The sequence below is a fragment of the Ruminococcus bicirculans (ex Wegman et al. 2014) genome (assembly GCF_000723465.1).
Lineage (GTDB): Bacteria > Bacillota > Clostridia > Oscillospirales > Ruminococcaceae > Hominimerdicola > Hominimerdicola aceti.
The window spans coordinates 954,115-971,404 of the sequence record NZ_HF545616.1 but is presented as its reverse complement, the minus strand read 5'-3'; the positions used below and the strand labels follow the sequence as shown (position 1 = coordinate 971,404).

At 42.8% G+C, this 17,290-nt stretch carries 11 protein-coding genes, 3 tRNA genes and 3 rRNA genes; all 17 read right to left on the bottom strand.

Features of this window, described 5'->3' with window-relative positions; all coding sequences use genetic code 11:
- Positions 1-76: 76 nt before the first annotated feature.
- Complete coding sequence (locus RBI_RS04280; protein ID WP_038671286.1) at positions 77-1,159, bottom strand: hypothetical protein; 1,083 nt, start codon at positions 1,157-1,159, stop codon at positions 77-79.
- Between the two features lie 151 nt (positions 1,160-1,310).
- Positions 1,311-2,432, bottom strand: coding sequence for a hypothetical protein (locus RBI_RS04275; RefSeq protein WP_038671285.1), 1,122 nt, complete (start codon positions 2,430-2,432; stop codon positions 1,311-1,313).
- 920 nt (positions 2,433-3,352) lie between these two features.
- Positions 3,353-3,496, bottom strand: a complete 144-nt coding sequence (locus RBI_RS04265) for a hypothetical protein (protein WP_158455089.1) — start codon at positions 3,494-3,496, stop codon at positions 3,353-3,355.
- Positions 3,497-3,893: 397 nt separating this feature from the next.
- Positions 3,894-3,969 (bottom strand) — tRNA-Asn (locus tag RBI_RS04260).
- A 45-nt stretch (positions 3,970-4,014) separates the two neighbouring features.
- Positions 4,015-4,131: ribosomal RNA gene (gene rrf / locus RBI_RS04255) — 5S ribosomal RNA — on the bottom strand.
- 74 nt (positions 4,132-4,205) lie between these two features.
- A 23S ribosomal RNA gene (locus RBI_RS04250) occupies positions 4,206-7,042 on the bottom strand.
- Positions 7,043-7,201: 159 nt separating this feature from the next.
- Positions 7,202-7,278 (bottom strand) — tRNA-Ile (locus RBI_RS04245).
- 49 nt (positions 7,279-7,327) lie between these two features.
- Positions 7,328-7,403, bottom strand: a tRNA-Ala gene (locus tag RBI_RS04240).
- A gap of 146 nt (positions 7,404-7,549) precedes the next feature.
- Positions 7,550-9,061 (bottom strand): 16S ribosomal RNA (locus tag RBI_RS04235).
- The 16S, 23S and 5S rRNA genes sit together here with 3 tRNA genes alongside, the layout of an rRNA operon.
- Before the next feature lie 603 nt (positions 9,062-9,664).
- Positions 9,665-10,762: a hypothetical protein gene (locus RBI_RS04230; RefSeq protein ID WP_038671279.1), complete on the bottom strand. Its 1,098-nt coding sequence runs from the start codon at positions 10,760-10,762 to the stop codon at positions 9,665-9,667.
- Positions 10,755-11,258: an RNA polymerase sigma factor gene (locus tag RBI_RS04225; RefSeq protein ID WP_038671277.1), complete on the bottom strand. Its 504-nt coding sequence runs from the start codon at positions 11,256-11,258 to the stop codon at positions 10,755-10,757. Before RBI_RS04225 ends, RBI_RS04230 begins: the two co-directional genes overlap by 8 nt.
- A gap of 109 nt (positions 11,259-11,367) precedes the next feature.
- On the bottom strand, positions 11,368-11,967 hold the full coding sequence (locus RBI_RS04220; protein WP_022288567.1) for a DUF4364 family protein: 600 nt from the start codon (positions 11,965-11,967) through the stop codon (positions 11,368-11,370).
- A 27-nt stretch (positions 11,968-11,994) separates the two neighbouring features.
- Positions 11,995-13,086 (bottom strand): chorismate synthase, encoded by a 1,092-nt coding sequence (gene aroC / locus RBI_RS04215; RefSeq protein ID WP_038671275.1) that lies wholly within the window; start codon positions 13,084-13,086, stop codon positions 11,995-11,997.
- An 86-nt stretch (positions 13,087-13,172) separates the two neighbouring features.
- A complete protein-coding gene (gene aroA / locus RBI_RS04210; protein ID WP_038671273.1) occupies positions 13,173-14,402 on the bottom strand; it encodes a 3-phosphoshikimate 1-carboxyvinyltransferase in 1,230 nt (409 codons plus the stop codon).
- A gap of 12 nt (positions 14,403-14,414) precedes the next feature.
- The gene (gene aroB, locus RBI_RS04205) at positions 14,415-15,524 is read right to left on the bottom strand and encodes a 3-dehydroquinate synthase (RefSeq protein ID WP_038671271.1); all 1,110 of its coding nucleotides are present in this window, start codon (positions 15,522-15,524) and stop codon (positions 14,415-14,417) included.
- Between the two features lie 49 nt (positions 15,525-15,573).
- Positions 15,574-16,044 (bottom strand): LURP-one-related/scramblase family protein, encoded by a 471-nt coding sequence (locus RBI_RS04200; RefSeq protein ID WP_022288571.1) that lies wholly within the window; start codon positions 16,042-16,044, stop codon positions 15,574-15,576.
- 112 nt (positions 16,045-16,156) lie between these two features.
- A complete protein-coding gene (gene aroF / locus RBI_RS04195; RefSeq protein WP_038671269.1) occupies positions 16,157-17,179 on the bottom strand; it encodes a 3-deoxy-7-phosphoheptulonate synthase in 1,023 nt (340 codons plus the stop codon).
- Between the last annotated feature and the right edge of the window lie 111 nt (positions 17,180-17,290).

Below are 17,290 nucleotides of genomic sequence, written 5' to 3'. Positions count from 1 at the left end.
TTCCAAGTAGAATTATATCTAGTATAAATCTCCATAGAAATGATTTTGTGAATTGGGTCATTGTTTTTCCTCCTTATTATTCAACCGTGTATTCAATCGTGTTACTAATGGGAGTATATTCTCCTGTTGTTTCATTGTATCCGAAAGCAAGTATTATTTCATAATTTCCATACTTTCTATTACTTTTTAAGAAAGTTAGTTTATTAATCCACTCCTTCTTTGAGAAGTCCCAATTTTGATAAAATTCCCCATCTCTTTTTACATACAGACTGATGCTACGATCAAGAGGAACAACCCCAATATCTTCTTTATCATCATAATAAGGTATATGCGGACGATTAATAAATACTGTTCCTTTTTCATCTACTTCAAGAGTTATTTCTATATCCATGTCAAGCAATTCATTTAATAACTCCGTAATTTCATTTTGCTCTTTTTTTTCGGCTTCTTCTGTAGCGTCATATTCTCCTACAATATTTAAACTACTTATCGTCATCGTATTAGGATAATAAGTAACGTCATAAAACGCCGAGAAATCAATCTTTGATTTGTCACCGGGAGAAATCATAAGTTTTGTATAACGATCGTTATCGTCAACGGCATCAATATACACAGCATTTCTTCCTTGGTTTTCAAAGTATAAGTACGACATAGTATCGAAGTGTACATCTTTAAGCGTTTCAGTATCTGAAAACATATCCTTTGCAGAGTTCACCATCATTACATAATCACTTTTTATTGCTTTAATGTCGTCCGAATAAGAACTAATACCGTAAACCGAAAAATAATTTTCAAAACCTCCTATAAAAACAAGAAGAAACAACACGATCTGAATTACATACATAAAGCATCTAAGTACAAGTCTATTACTTTTGGTTGGTATAAACCTTGTAACAACAAGCGATATACCAAAGTACACTCCGCCGATCATGGCAAGCGTACCAAGCATATAAAACAATGTACAGAAAAACAGTTTAATAGGTGTATTCTCTCCAACAAAACTGTTAGGAAATACCAAACAATAAATTGTTAGACTAAGCACAAGACCACAAACCGTTATTAATCCTGACAATGCAAATGTCTTTGGAGACAGTGGCTTAATGGTGCCTTCGTCAACAAATCTTTTGTAGTTATACCAAAATAATGCCTTGTTAGCCATAATTATGTCACCTCAGATATGAATCTTGACGTAATTGTCAAAATGATATTTTGACAAAACCTAACAAATGTCCCCAATAAGATAATGTCTAATATGAACCGCCATAGGAATGATTTTATGAATTGAGGCATTGTTTTTCCCCCTAAAATAATCAATCTTCTTTTTCCAGTGGTACACTCTCATACTCTTCAGAATTACTATTCTTACTCCTCTTAGAATATAAAATGGTATTGCTGATAGGGGCTTGATCTTCGATTTCTTCGTCATTATCCAAAACAAGAGTGACAGCGTAATCTCCGGCAGGAGCAAAAGTTAGAACATTTGTCCAGTTTGACCGAATAGCTAAACTGCGCTTATAAAACTCGCCGTCACAGGTAATGTACCAATATATTTTCTTTTCCATCTCAGCTAATTCTACGCTGTTCGGATCTAAATCATCATACACTGCAATACCAGAACGCTCTACAAGTATTGTATTGTTTTCATTGACGCTTAATCTTATTTCAATATTTTGTTTTATAAAATATGAATATGATGGAGAACTAAGTGACAAATTGTAATCGGAGGTATCCGTTATATCCAGAACTTCTTTTACATAACCTGATCTTTTATAATATGAGATTCGAAAATGCCGTTCATCTGGAATTTCTTTTTGAAATCCGTTGTCGCCCTTGATCGTTTCGACCTGACTTGATTTTAGTGATCGTTTTACATTAACACCATCACTGTTTTCTACCCAAATATTTCGATTATCGTATAACTCAATGCTGTCGGTTTCAATACTTATCGGATCATCATATTCTATATCGTCATTTATTTCGGATATCAGAGACAACTGTTCAAATACTGTCATATTGCTGATCTCAAATATTTTATTTATACCTGCACCTACTCCTATAAGCAAACAAATAAAAACTAATATCCGTATCCGATTTTTTAACAAAAAATCTTTATCATGGTTTATTACGGCTGATGTAATAATTTTCAAGCCTAATTTTTTTGACTTATTAAATTTCCTATATCTTGCACTTAGAAAAAGGCCCTCACCCATAGCCATTATAATGACTGCGGCATTATACACAATCAAAAGATAGCATATAAAATTAAATATTATCAATCTTTTGAAATCAGATATACCGTTAGTGAATATCCCTTCATACAAATATTCATAATAAACACCATAAGCCGCAAATACGCCAATCAGAAATAAAATAACATTTATTAAGCAAACATAGTAAATATGATTTTCTAACTCATTATTGCCATCTATCAAAAAAATCCTCCTCTAAGTTCAATAATCTTCTTATTTCATTAATTACAAGTTTTGACCGTGTTACTGAAAAGGTCCGATATACATGAAAAAGCAGTAGATATGCCTTGATTGCCTAATTTTAATACTGAAATAAGCAATGGAAACAGTGTATAGAACTCAGAATCTTCAGCCTTTTTAGTATCTGCTTCGACTGCATTCTCGTAATCTATTTTAAATTGTATCACAGCTTCTTCAATTTTGCAACCCTCATCGTAAATAAATTCCGAACAAATTCCTAAAGTTGCATCATTTGTCATTGCTTTTGAGTAAAGGCTTTCTCATGCATCAAGATTTGACAGAATATTTCCTGCAGCTTTCATTTTAACCGATACCTCGAAAGGATTTGTATCGGTATTAATATTTGAAAAGTTTTCGACAACTGACGGAACGTCAACTTCAAATATATACTCAGAATCAGGCACGCCAAAAGTCTGGGGATTGGTTCGGCTGAGAGATTTTGTATTTTTATTTCGCCGGTAAAACCGTTACCCCAATCGTTGGTAACATTCAGCGAAACAATATATTCATTTTCTGCTTTATCGGTTCTTTGTGAACAGATTTCAAAAGCTTTTGGAATTTCAAGACCTTCTCCTGTCACACAGAAACCGAAATTCACTTCCTGATCGGGCTGAATTTCATAATTATATCCTGAGTTTTTTATAATATACTGAGTTTCGCTGCTGCCGAAGCGTAGACCGGAACAATTATGTTGATGAGGACAATAACAGACATGAAAATTGAAATGATTCTTTTTTTCAATTTTTTCCTCCTGATATGTAAAATCTTGTTTTCATAGGAATTCAACGCACAGTTTTCCATGCTGAAAAATTATGATCAGAAATCCGATTGCCGCTCCTATGGTAATGCTTTCTTATATTTTTTTAGTCATCAAAATTAGAAGAAAGTGTTTTTTTGCTTGCTGAATAATGTCCGACAATACTTTCTCCGGGTTTCAGACTGATTGTTTCAGACTCGCCGTCTTTTAAAAGAGCCGGTAAGAATCTTTGAATATTTTTCTTGTCCACATTTCCGTTTTCCCACGGAATAATATCAATTATTCCATTAGGATAAACAACAGTCATGTCGTTTACATTAAGGAATTCTGAGTATCCGCTCTAAAAAACAAAAAAGCCGATCCTATTGGTTTCTCTATTTTAAGAGATACCAACAAAATCGGCAGATCCAATAAATTTGTATTGAAAACTTTGTGAAAGTTCTTTTATATACAAAACGGCAGGCTTAGAGCAAAATATACTTAAAGTCTGCCGTTTTGTTTGACGATGTTTAATTGTTGATGGTTCAGATCCTTTTTTATCGAAAAAGCATCTACGGTTTTACACCTGAAATTTTTACCCTCAAAACGCAAAAAAAGCTCGTAAATACGAGCTTTTCGAGGTGTGCATCTATTTTATTGCACAAGTATGGCTCCCCCTGTTGGACTCGAACCAACGACCCTTCGGTTAACAGCCGAATGCTCTACCGACTGAGCTAAGGAGGAATATGACTAAACAGAGAAGAACATTATCTTCTCTGTTTAGTAAGGTGTCGGCAGCACCCTATCTTACCGGGACGTTACCATCCAAGTATTTTCGGCGAAGAAGAGCTTAACTACTGTGTTCGGCATGGGAACAGGTGTGACCTCAACTCAAACGCCACCGACTAAGTGAAGAGGAACGAATCCTCAAAATTGAATAATGAAAAAGCTGTTGGTTAAAAGGAGTAGTCATAACCAATAAGGTTAAGCCCTCGACCGATTAGTACTCGCTAGCTAAACACGTCACCGTGCTTACACTTTGAGCCTATCAACCTTGTAGTCTTCAAGGGGTCTTACTCTGTAAACAGAAGGGATATCTTATCTTAAGGGCGGCTTCACGCTTAGATGCCTTCAGCGTTTATCCGTTCCGCACATAGCTGCCCAGCTGTGCCACTGGCGTGACAACTGGTGCACCAGAGGTGCGTCCATCCCGGTCCTCTCGTACTAGGGACAGCTCCTTGCAAATATCCTACGCCCACGACAGATAGGGACCGAACTGTCTCACGACGTTCTGAACCCAGCTCGCGTACCGCTTTAATTGGCGAACAGCCAAACCCTTGGGACCGAATTCAGCCCCAGGATGCGATGAGCCGACATCGAGGTGCCAAACCTCCCCGTCGATGTGGACTCTTGGGGGAGATCAGCCTGTTATCCCCAGGGTAGCTTTTATCCGTTGAGCGACGGCATTTCCATTCACATACCGCCGGATCACTAACTCCAACTTTCGTTACTGCTCGAACCGTCATTCTCGCAGTTAGGCTCGCTTTTGCGTTTACACTCTGACGCATGGTTTCCATCCATGCAGAGCGAACCTTTGAGCGCCTCCGTTACTCTTTAGGAGGCGACCGCCCCAGTCAAACTGCCCACCTAACAATGTCCCCCGACTTGCTTCAAAGCCGCAGGTTAGAATTCCAGCACTCCAAGAGTGGTATCCCAAGGTCGACTCCACACAAGCTGACGCCTGTGCTTCCCAGTCTCCCACCTATCCTGTACGTGAAATACCGAAATCCAATATTAGGCTACAGTAAAGCTCCATGGGGTCTTTCCGTCTAGTCGCGGGTAACCGGCATCTTCACCGGTACTACAATTTCGCCGGGCGGGTTGTTGAGACAGTGCCCAGATCGTTACACCTTTCGTGCGGGTCAGAACTTACCTGACAAGGAATTTCGCTACCTTAGGACCGTTATAGTTACGGCCGCCGTTTACCGGGGCTTCAATTCAATGCTCTCACATCTCCTCTTAACCTTCCGGCACCGGGCAGGTGTCAGCCCCTATACGTCATCTTTCGATTTAGCAGAGACCTGTGTTTTTGCTAAACAGTCGCCTGGGCCTATTCTCTGCGGCTCAATCACTTGAGCACCCCTTATCCCTAAGTTACGGGGTCAACTTGCCGAGTTCCTTAACAACCCTTCTCCCGTTGGCCTTAGAATCTTCTTCCTATCTACCTGTGTCGGTTTGCGGTACGGGCACCTAAGATATTCATACAGCTTTTCTTGTCTCTTTCCATGATGACTTCTCTACTCATTTTCGATCCCTTACGACCGGGTCAACCATCGCCCGGCAACATCACTTCTAAAGCGTCCCTGTACTTAAATCTTTCGGTGGCTACGGAATTTCAACCGTATGTGCATCGGCTACGCGTCTCCGCCTCGCCTTAGCCCCCGGCTTACCCTGAGCGGACGAACCTTCCTCAGGAAACCTTAGATTTTCGGCCATTATGATTCTCACATAATTCTCGCTACTCATTCCGGCATTCTCACTCGAATAAAGTCCACCAGCGCTTCCGCTCTGACTTCACCCCTTATTCGACGCTCTCCTACCACTCTAAATTACTTTAGAATCCCAAGCTTCGGTACATTGTTTAGCCCCGTTGAATTTTCGGCGCAGGGTCACTCGACCAGTGAGCTATTACGCACTCTTTTAATGAGTGGCTGCTTCTAAGCCAACATCCTGGTTGTTTATGCAACCCCACATCCTTTTCCACTTAACAATGTTTAGGGACCTTAGCTGTGGGTCTGGGCTGTTTCCCTTTTGACAATGAGACTTATCTCACATTGTCTGACTCCCGTGAATCAATTATCTGGCATTCTTAGTTTGATAGGGTTCAGTAATCTTTCGACCCCTAGCCCATTCAGTGCTTTACCTCCAGTAATCTTTCACGAGGCTAGCCCTAAAGCTATTTCGGAGAGAACCAGCTATATCCGAGTTCGATTGGAATTTCTCCGCTATCCACACCTCATCACCGGCCTTTTCAACGGACGTGTGTTCGGCCCTCCATGGAGTTTTACCTCCACTTCAGCCTGGACATGGATAGGTCACTCGGTTTCGGGTCTATTGCATACGACTTTTTCGCCCTATTCAGACTTGCTCTCGCTTCGGCTCCGTGCCTTAAGCACTTAACCTTGCCGCATACAATAACTCGCCGGACCATTCTACAAAAGGTACCCGATCACACTTTGACGTGCTCTCGGTGCTTGTAAGCATAGGGTTTCAGGTTCTTTTTCACTCCCCTCCCGGGGTTCTTTTCACCGTTCCTTCACAGTACTATTCGCTATCGGTCATTAGGTAGTATTTAGGCTTGGAGGATGGTCCCCCCATCTTCCCACGGGGTTTCACGTGTCCCGCGGTACTTTGGATACAGCTCGCTGACTTTCTCTTTCGCTTACGTGACTCTCACACTCTTCGGTACGTTTTCCCACACGTTTCAACTAGAAATTATCAATGCTAAATGCTGTCCGAAACCCCATAAGTATTGCTACCTATGGTTTAGCCTCTTCCGCTTTCGCTCGCCACTACTCACAGAATCTCGGTTGATTTCTTTTCCTCGCCCTACTTAGATGTTTCAGTTCAGGCGGTTCCCCTCATATACCTATTTGATTCAGTATATGATGTATGTGCATACACATACGGATTGCTCCATTCGGAAATCTGCGGATCAATTCATACTTGCTGATCCCCGCAGCTTATCGCAGCTTATCACGTCCTTCATCGGCTCCTAATGCCAAGGCATTCTCCCTACGCTCTTCTTAGCTTAACCATTTTTGAATTATGTCTAATCCTCTTAATTTTTATGCTAATTGCAGGTTTTTTACCCGACTTTAACTTTCGTTATTGTCGTTCATTTTTCCTCATTTGCATTACTTTTGCTTTTCATTATTCAATTTTCAAGTTTCGTTCCTTGCAAGATCTCTCTTGCTGGTGGGCACAAGTGGACTCGAACCACCGACCTCACGCTTATCAGGCGTGCGCTCTAACCACCTGAGCTATGCGCCCATTATGCTTTACATAACGGCACTCAAGCTGTTCGTCTTCCTTCGTCCCTTGGTGGAGATGAGGAGAATCGAACTCCTGACCCCCTGCTTGCAAAGCAGGTGCTCTCCCAGCTGAGCTACACCCCCATATGCAGGGACTAGGTACTCCATTGTGCTGTTTTAAAGATACTGTTTCCAGCATCCTCAAAATTGAACAAAAACTACTTTCTTAAACCTTTGCTGACCGGAGAATTTGTTTATGAGAAGTTTTTTTACTTCTCCGTTCTCCATAGAAAGGAGGTGATCCAGCCGCACCTTCCGATACGGCTACCTTGTTACGACTTCACCCCAGTCATCAATCCCACCTTCGACTGCGTCCTCCTTGCGGTTAGACTACAGGCTTCGGGTGTTACCGACTCCCATGGCGTGACGGGCGGTGTGTACAAGGCCCGGGAACGTATTCACCGCAGCATGCTGATCTGCGATTACTAGCAATTCCGACTTCATGTAGGCGGGTTGCAGCCTACAATCCGAACTAAGACTGCTTTTAGGGGTTCGCTCCACCTCGCGGCTTTGCTTCCCTCTGTTGACAGCCATTGTAGTACGTGTGAGGCCCAGGTCATAAGGGGCATGATGATTTGACGTCATCCCCACCTTCCTCCGTTTTGTCAACGGCAGTCCTGCTAGAGTGCTCTTGCGTAGCAACTAACAGTAAGGGTTGCGCTCGTTGCGGGACTTAACCCAACATCTCACGACACGAGCTGACGACAACCATGCACCACCTGTCTATATGTCTCCGAAGAGATTTCACTCATCTCTGAGCTATGCATACGATGTCAAGACCTGGTAAGGTTCTTCGCGTTGCTTCGAATTAATCCACATACTCCACTGCTTGTGCGGGCCCCCGTCAATTCCTTTGAGTTTCAACCTTGCGGTCGTACTCCCCAGGTGGATTACTTATTGCGTTTGCTGCGGCACGGAAGGGGTCAGTCCCCCCACACCTAGTAATCATCGTTTACGGCGTGGACTACCAGGGTATCTAATCCTGTTTGCTCCCCACGCTTTCGAGCCTCAGCGTCAGTTAAAGCCCAGTAAGCCGCCTTCGCCACTGATGTTCCTCCTAATATCTACGCATTTCACCGCTACACTAGGAATTCCGCTTACCTCTACTTCACTCAAGAACCACAGTTTCAAATGCAGTTTATGGGTTAAGCCCATAGTTTTCACATCTGACTTGCGATCCCGCCTACGCTCCCTTTACACCCAGTAATTCCGGACAACGCTCGCTCCCTACGTATTACCGCGGCTGCTGGCACGTAGTTAGCCGGAGCTTCCTCCTCAGGTACCGTCTTTTTTCGTCCCTGAAGACAGAGGTTTACAATCCTAAAACCTTCTTCCCTCACGCGGCATCGCTGCATCAGAGTTTCCTCCATTGTGCAATATTCCCCACTGCTGCCTCCCGTAGGAGTCTGGGCCGTGTCTCAGTCCCAATGTGGCCGATCAACCTCTCAGTCCGGCTACTGATCGTCGCCTTGGTAAGCCGTTACCTTACCAACTAGCTAATCAGACGCGAGCTCATCTTTCAGCGATAAATCTTTGATAATCAAATCATGCGGTTCAATTATGTTATGCGGTATTAACGATCGTTTCCAATCGGTATCCCCCTCTGAAAGGCAGATTGCTCACGTGTTACTCACCCGTCCGCCACTAGATCAGAAAAGCAAGCTCCTCTTCTCTCGTTCGACTTGCATGTGTTAAGCGTGCCGCCAGCGTTCGTCCTGAGCCAGGATCAAACTCTTAATCAAAGTTGTATATCAAAAGCATCTCTGCTCTTGTTATCCTGTTTCAGTTCACTTCACTGAACGTACATTTCTTTTACGTCTTTATGTTAGACCTTTAATTCTTTTTCTCAAAAGAATCTCTCAAGGGTTTCGTACTATTCGTCTTTGTTCAATTTTCAAGATGCTGTTTCGTTACACTCTTTTGTGTCGTGCAACTTTTACATTATATCACACTTTTTATCTTTTGTCAACCCCTTTTCTGAAGTTTTTTCAAAAAAGTTTTTTGACTTTCGATCTTTTCGTGTTTTCTAATGTGCCGTCTTAAATCAGCTTATCTATTATATCATATCAGCTAAGCTTTGTCAAGACTTTTCTTTGTGAATTCTTTATGAATTCGTTCGAACTCTTTTGTTGAGTTCTTTTTGAGCTACTCCTTCGGTCTCTGCTGTTCTCCCGAACCTTTTACCTTCGTTTCGCTTCTCTCTTTATCGCTCTCTCTCGAGACGACTTGTTTATTTTATCACTTTTATGCCTTTTTGTCAAGCGTTTTGTACCGTTTCTATGTTTTTTATAGATATTTTCATTATTTTGCACAGAAACAGTACAAAACTTACACAATATTGACGATCAGAAGAACGTCGAATATATCTTTGACTCGCCTACACTATAAACTACCCCGTCATCGAACGCAAATACAACTGTTAGAGTAAAAGTACCCTTGCTGTCTGTAAAAGCGCCGTTATCCGAATGTACAGTAAGCGTTCTGCATTCATTAGTATAATTAACGCCAAACGTCTTATTCACATCTTCTATTGTTGAACCAGCCTTTATTCCTCCTATTGAAAACTCAGGACAGTTATCCAAAAACAATCCCATGACATCACAATCGCTTGCTTTCGCTTCCTCATAAGTGTTATTGTCAATTGTCATGCTTCCTGAATATCCTGTTGCACCATTACTGAAAAAAGTTTCCATATCATCTTCCGCTATCACATAATTTTTCGGGTCAACGCTCTCAGAATAACCACTTAGACCTGCCGCCCAAAGACCCATATCCGCTACATCACTATACTTTGCAGGGAATGCAAATGCCCTGCCCTTTAATGTCATATCAAAAAGCCTTTCGTCCTGCACATATATCTCAGGGTATACAGGGTCTTTTTCATCGAACTCTATAGGGTCTTCCGTTTCATTTTTGGACGATGTGGTCTCCGATTTGCTGTCGTTTGCATTACTATCTGTATTTTCTGTATTACTATTGTCTGAAATAATTCCGCCATTGTTGTCACTTATGCGGTCATTGTCTGTTATGTGCGTATTTCCACCCGTATTGTTGTTTGTATTATGCGTATCGTCCGTCTTGCCGTTGTCGATCTTTGAATCATGTGTACTGTCGACAATGCTTTCCTCTGTTTCGCCACCAGCTACTGTCTGATTTCCGTCAGAGCCGTTCCCATTTCTATTTATAAGGTCAGGCGACCAACTGTCATTGTACTGCACTGATGAACTGCCGCTTGTCTTTATGCTGTTTTTATCAGTTTTGCTGTCGGATAAAAACAGACCTGCTCCAACTGCCACACACAGTGCCGCCGCACATACTCCGCCTATCCACATAGGTTTCCTGCTTACCGCCGCAGTATTCTTGAGCTTATTTTTCAGCTCCTCGACCTGCTCTTCATCAGGCTCTATCTGCTCTTTCATGCCTCTGAAAAATTCCTTATTCATAGAAATATCCTCCTTTCAGCTTTTCTTTCAACATTTCTCTTGCCCTTGTAAGCTGCATTCTCACCGTTCCACTGCGTACTTTCATTATCTCTGCTATCTCATCAGTAGACACCTCTTCAAAATAGTAAAGATAGACCACCATTCTGTATTTTTCAGGCAGTTCCGTTACAGCACAGAAAACATCATTTTCCTCACGGCTTCTGAAAAAGCTTACCTCTTCCTTTCTTTCTTCAAGGGGAACCGTACGCCTGCGCCAGCTTGACAATGTTATCTTTTTGCACTGATTGAGAGTAGTCCTGATAAGCCAGAACTTCTCCTCATCATTGTCCTTGACTGTTATCCCCTTTCGATAAGCTGCAAGAAACACTTCCTGAAAAACATCGTCTGCATCTGCTTTTGAGCCAAGACGTGCTATAGCGATTCCATAAACGGTACTTTTATATTTATCTATAAGCCTGTCTATCTCTGAAGGCGTATTTTTCAAATTGACGTCCATTTGATCACCCCTTTATAATAAATACTTTTTCTCTCCCGAAATGTCACAAAAAATAAAAAATATTTTTTCAAAAGCCGCCTGAGCATACGCCCAGACGGCTCCACTTTCTTTAGAACAATCCCTGCTCCTCTGCAGCAGACGGCACATATTCCTCGTTCTCGATTATATAGTCCACCACTCTGCAATAGAAATCTGTAGGATTCATCTGAATTTTCGATTTTATATAATTTGCCTGCTCCTGATCAGGTGCGTAAAGAGTTATGTCCATAAGCACCATATCATCGTCACAGCAACGGCAATGCACGTTATAACCACGCTTTGCAGGCTTTATATCAAAGCTTACGTCACGATCGTTTTTAAGCTTGACGAACAGTCTTAGACCTGCCGCATATATCTTATCTCTAAAACTTTTCGGCACAAGTTTTTTGAATTTCTCAGCGCCCTCTATGCCCTTTTCAGTGAGCCGATAGTAATTCGTGCCTTCTATTTCCGCAAGCTCCAGCGTGCCGTTTTCCAACATTCTGCTGACAGCCTCAGTGTACACAAAATAATTCACAACGCCTTCGCCCGTGGCTATCTCAGTAAGCTGATTAGGCGTACAAAGCTGATTTATCTGACCGAGAAAATAAGCCAGAAGTATTTGAACCTCATACACGTCGGAAATGTTCTTCATGTTCTCTGATATATGAGCCTCAGGATTTTGTACCAAGCTATCAATCCTCCTTTGGAAATTTCTCTAAAAATTTGGGTATTCAAGCATATGATTGAGCAAAGCTATATTAACAGCCGCCTCAACACATGGCACAGCCCTTGGAACAACACAAGGGTCGTGTCTGCCCTTTACTTCGAGAGTTTCATTTTTCATAGCTGAATAGTCCACAGTTGCCTGCGGTCTTGCTATTGACGGAGTAGGCTTGAAAGCAACTCTAAGTGTGATAGGCATACCAGAAGCTATTCCGCCCAGTATTCCGCCGTGATTGTTTGTCTTTGTCACAACGTGACCCTTATCATTTACATAGAACTCATCATTGTTCTCCGAACCTGTCATTTCCGCCACCTTAAAGCCTGCACCAAACTCCAGACCCTTTACCGCAGGGATACCGAAAATAAGCTGAGCTATAGAGTTTTCAAGTCCGTCAAAGATAGGCGAGCCGATACCGGCTGGAACATTGATAGCGATACATTCTATAATTCCGCCAACACTGTCCTTATCCTTTCTTGCCTTGTCTATCTCCTTTATCATTTCGTTGCCCTGAACGTCGATAATAGTCGGGAACTCTTTCTCACGAACTTCCCTTATCATATCCTTAGTGGTATTGATAGGGTCAAAAGCCTTATCCTTTATGCCATGGATCTCTGCGATATGAGCGCCCACATAGATACCTCTTTTTTCAAGTATCTGACCTGCCACTGCTCCTGCAAAGCATAGGGGCGCAGTAAGTCTGCCTGAAAAATGTCCGCCGCCTCTTACATCATTGAAGCCTCTGTATCTCAATGCGCCTGTATAATCAGCGTGACCTGGTCTTGCAAGCCTTGAAAGATTTGAATAATCCTGTGAATGCTGGTCTGTATTGGCTATAAGCGCACAAAGAGGAGTACCCGTAGTCTTGCCGTTGAAATAGCCAGACATTATCTGCGGCATATCCTTTTCTTTTCTCTGTGTAGAGGTCTTGTTCTGCTTAGGCGCTCTTCTTGCCATAAATTGATATATCTTGTCAAGGTCGATGCTCTCCCCCGGCGGTACATTATCCATAACAACGCCTATTGCAGGGCCGTGGCTCTCACCGAAAACGGTAAAGCCTATATTGTTGTTCCATGTTGATGACATTTTACTTCCTCCTGTCAGCTTATAAAGCCTGTATAAATAACGGCAGATACCCGCCAGATCAGTACAAATTTTTGTACTAGCCCACGTTAAGGCTCACGGCTTATCTCTCCTCCGATGCTCTCATATACCTCAAAGAAATCGGGATATGACTTGCTGACGCACTCCGCACCGTTTATCTTCAGTGGTGAAGTACATCTTGTGGCAGCCACCGCCATTGACATTGCGATCCTGTGGTCGTTGAAGCTGTCAACTTCTCCGCCATTCAGTGAGCCAACGCCCTCTATCTCCAATCCGTCCTCAAGCTCAGTTACCTTTCCGCCAATTGCGTTAAGGCACTGTGAGATAGCCGAAAGCCTGTCGCACTCCTTTATCCTAAGACGTGCGGCATTTCGTATATAGCTTTTTCCTTCGCAGAAGCCTCCAAGTACTGTAAGAACAGGCACAAGGTCGGGTATATCCGAGCAATCGAGGTCAAAAGGCTGCAAACCGCCATTTTTATTATACACTATTTTCTCGCATATTTCAACAATTTTTTTATCTCCCTGAAAAGATTTTTCAGAGAGCCCTGCGATATCAATATCACTGCCCAAAGAATTTGCCACCTTGAAGAAAGCCGCCTGAGAATAATCCCCCTCAACTCTGCCACTAAAAGGCATATAATGCTGACCGCCCTTTACAAAATATCCGTTCTTTGTTTCCTCCACCTGACAACCATGCTCTCTCAAAGTGCCTAGAGTTATGTCAACATATGGCTTTGACTCCAAATGAGAAGTGAGTATTATCTCGCTGTCCTCCTCAAGAAGCGGCAGAGCAAACAGAAGCCCTGTGATAAACTGAGAAGATATTCCACCGTCAACATAGAACTTGCCCCCTGTGAGCTTTCCATTAGTGGAAAAAGGCATAGTGTTGTTGTATTCAAAGCTTACGCCATGCTTTGGAAACTCTTCAAGATATGGTGTTATAGGTCTTTGCGGAAGCCTGCCCCTGCCGATGAACTGAGTATCCACCCCAAGCGCACAAGCAACAGGTATGAGAAATCTCAGCGTTGAGCCGCTTTCACAGCAATCCAAAACTGCGCTCTCAGGAATATCCTTTATGCCCTCTATCACAGCCTTGTCGCCGTCAAAATCTATTTTCGCCCCAAGCGCCCTCATGCAATCCATAGTCGCAAGGATATCCACCGAGGGATAAAGATTTGTTATCTCAGAAATGCCGTTTGACAGCGCCGCCGCTATCACCATTCTGTGTGCAACGCTTTTTGAGGGCGGAACTGTCACCTGTCCGCTGAGTTTTTTCGGAAATACAGTTATGTTCATCGCTATCCTCCGTTACATCTCTGTGATTATTTCAGCAATCTGCTCCTCGGATATCTCTTTGCCGTACTGATTTTCACCGAAGCACATCATCTCGCCTATTTCTTTTTGGAAAACAAATCTCAGCTTTCCGTCACGGACCTTTTTATCTGTATAAAGCTTTTTCACAAGAGCCTTTCTGTCAATATAGTCAGGTATTTTTGTAGGAAGCTTTGCCCTTTCAAGAAGCTTTTCCACACGCTGTTCATTTTCATGGGATATAAAGCCAAGCTTCTCGCCCAATCTTGACTGTGCCACCATACCGATAGCTACAGCTTCGCCATGATATAGTCTATAATCAGACACAGTTTCGATAGCTCTGCCAACAGTGTGGCCGAGATTAAGCACCTCTCTCAGACCCGACTCTCTCTCGTCTTTCATTACCACTTTGTACTTGACTTCGCAGTTTTTCTTTGCGATATACTCGCAGGCTTCACCGTCACATTCAAGCACCTTTTCCACGTTTTTTTCAAGATACTCAAACAGCTCCTTATCACCAAGACAGCCATGCTTTATAGTTTCCGCAAGACCGCTTGAAAGCTGTTTTTCAGGCAGAGTTTTCCATGTGTCTATGTCGAGATAAACTTTCTTGGGCTGATTGAACAGACCTATAAGATTTGTAGCAAGTGGCGTATCAACGGCAGTTTTTCCGCCCACAGAAGCGTCAGCCGCCGCAAGGAGCGTTGTGGCATAATTCACAAAAGGCACTCCTCTGCCGAATGTTCCTGCAACAAAGCCTGCCAGGTCTGTGACAACTCCGCCGCCAACGGCTACCACACAGCAGTCACGGCGAAAGCCTTTTTCAAGCATAGAGTCCTCAACAAACTCTTTCATCTGCCTGGTTTTGGACTTTTCTCCCTCAGGTATTACAAAAAGCTCGGCTTTCAGACCTGCGGCGTTGAGCCTGTCGTAAATATCTCTGCCATAGAGATCCACAACGATAGAATCCGTCACAATGGCAAATTTCTTTGTCTTCCCCACTAGACCGCCTTTAAAGTCGCTGACCAGCGTATCCTGCAATTTTCTGCCTATTTCTATATCATAAGAATCGTCCACGACCCTTTTAAGCTCGCAGTTGAATTTCATTAATATCAAAACCTTTCAGTACAATTTTTTACACAGCTATCATAAAAGCCTAATTGCCGTCTGAGCATTTCTCGGCGTCTATCGCAAGTGCAATGAGCAATCCTGCCAAAGCATTGCTGTCGTCATAAACGTCTATGACATAGGTATCAGTAAGGTGCAAAAGCTCCTTTGACACATACATTATCTGTTCAGCACCGCTATAAACGGAATAGTCCCAGCCGAAAATATCACCGTCCACTCTCCAGCCGCAGAAATCTATATGGAACTTTGGCTTGAAAAAGGTGAACTCTTTCTTTATACAGCCCATATACTCTCCGCCTATGTATATCTCAAAGGTAGGGAAAATTTTCAGCACCTTTTCTTTCAGCACGCCGACCTTGTTTCCCATGTTGTCGTATATCTCCAGCAAGTGACCCCATGCGAGTCTGCCTTTTACGCTGAAAACTGCGTTACCGTATTCGTCGCACACATCATAGCTGTCAAACCATGAAAAAAGCCTTTGTTTAAGCACAAGTTTCATCGCTCTTCCTCCTTTGTACTTTATCCATTTACAGTTCTAAAACATTATACCACATAACTGAATATTTGTAAAGAAAAAGAGGTGCGAAAACACCTCTTTTTCAATGTCTTGTTTATTCGTTTACATCAAGAGGCTTGCCCATGAACTCGGAAAGTGCCTTAACTTTCTTCATTGTTTCAGCGAACTGTGCAGGAGTAAGTGACTGCGCACCATCGCTCCATGCGTTCTTAGGGTCGTTGTGTACCTCTATCTCAAGTGCGTCACAGCCTGCTGTTACAGCACAAAGTGCCATTGGCTCAACAAGTGAAGCGATACCTGTAGCGTGGCTAGGGTCGATAGTGATAGGAAGGTGTGTTTTCTGCTGGAGCAGAGGAACGGCTGAAAGATCGAGAGTATTTCTTGTGGCAGGCTCGAATGTGCGGATACCTCTCTCACAGAGGATAACGTTCTGATTGCCCTCAGACATTATGTACTCAGCGGACATGAGAAGCTCCTGAAGTGTTGATGAAAGTCCTCTCTTGAGAAGAACAGGCTTGTCGCTTCTGCCGAGAGCCTTGAGAAGCGTGAAATTCTGCATATTTCTTGCTCCTACCTGAACAACGTCAACGTCAGCAAAGCAGTCAAGATCAGAAAGATCCATGATCTCAGTAACGATAGGCAGACCTGTTATCTTTCTAGCCTGAATGAGAAGGTCGATGCCCTCCTTGCCAAGACCCTGGAATGAATATGGTGAAGTTCTTGGCTTGAATGCGCCACCTCTGAGCATTGTTGCACCTGCTTCCTTTACAGCGATAGCAGTTGTGATTATCTGCTCCTCAGTTTCAACAGAGCAAGGACCTGCAATGACCTGAAGCTTTCCGCCGCCTATCTTTCTGCCTGCAACGTCGATAACAGTATTATCAGGGTGGAACTTTCTGTTAGCATTCTTGTAAGGCTCCTGAACACGCTGTACATTTTCAACACATTCCTTAGCCTGAACTGCTTCTATATCGATCTGAGTTGTGTCGCCAATAAGACCGATAACATTTGAATGAACGCCCTCTACCAGATTCGTCGATACATGGAACTGGTCGAGCCAGTTCAAAAGCTCTTCTACCTGTTTTTCCTGTGAATTGTTTTTCAATACGATGATCATGTTACTTTCCTCCGAAAATCAAATTTGTATAGGCAATAAAAACAGCCGTGACATTCTTTTACAAGAAAGCCACGGCTTATAATAAACGCATATATAAAAACAGAAACTTCT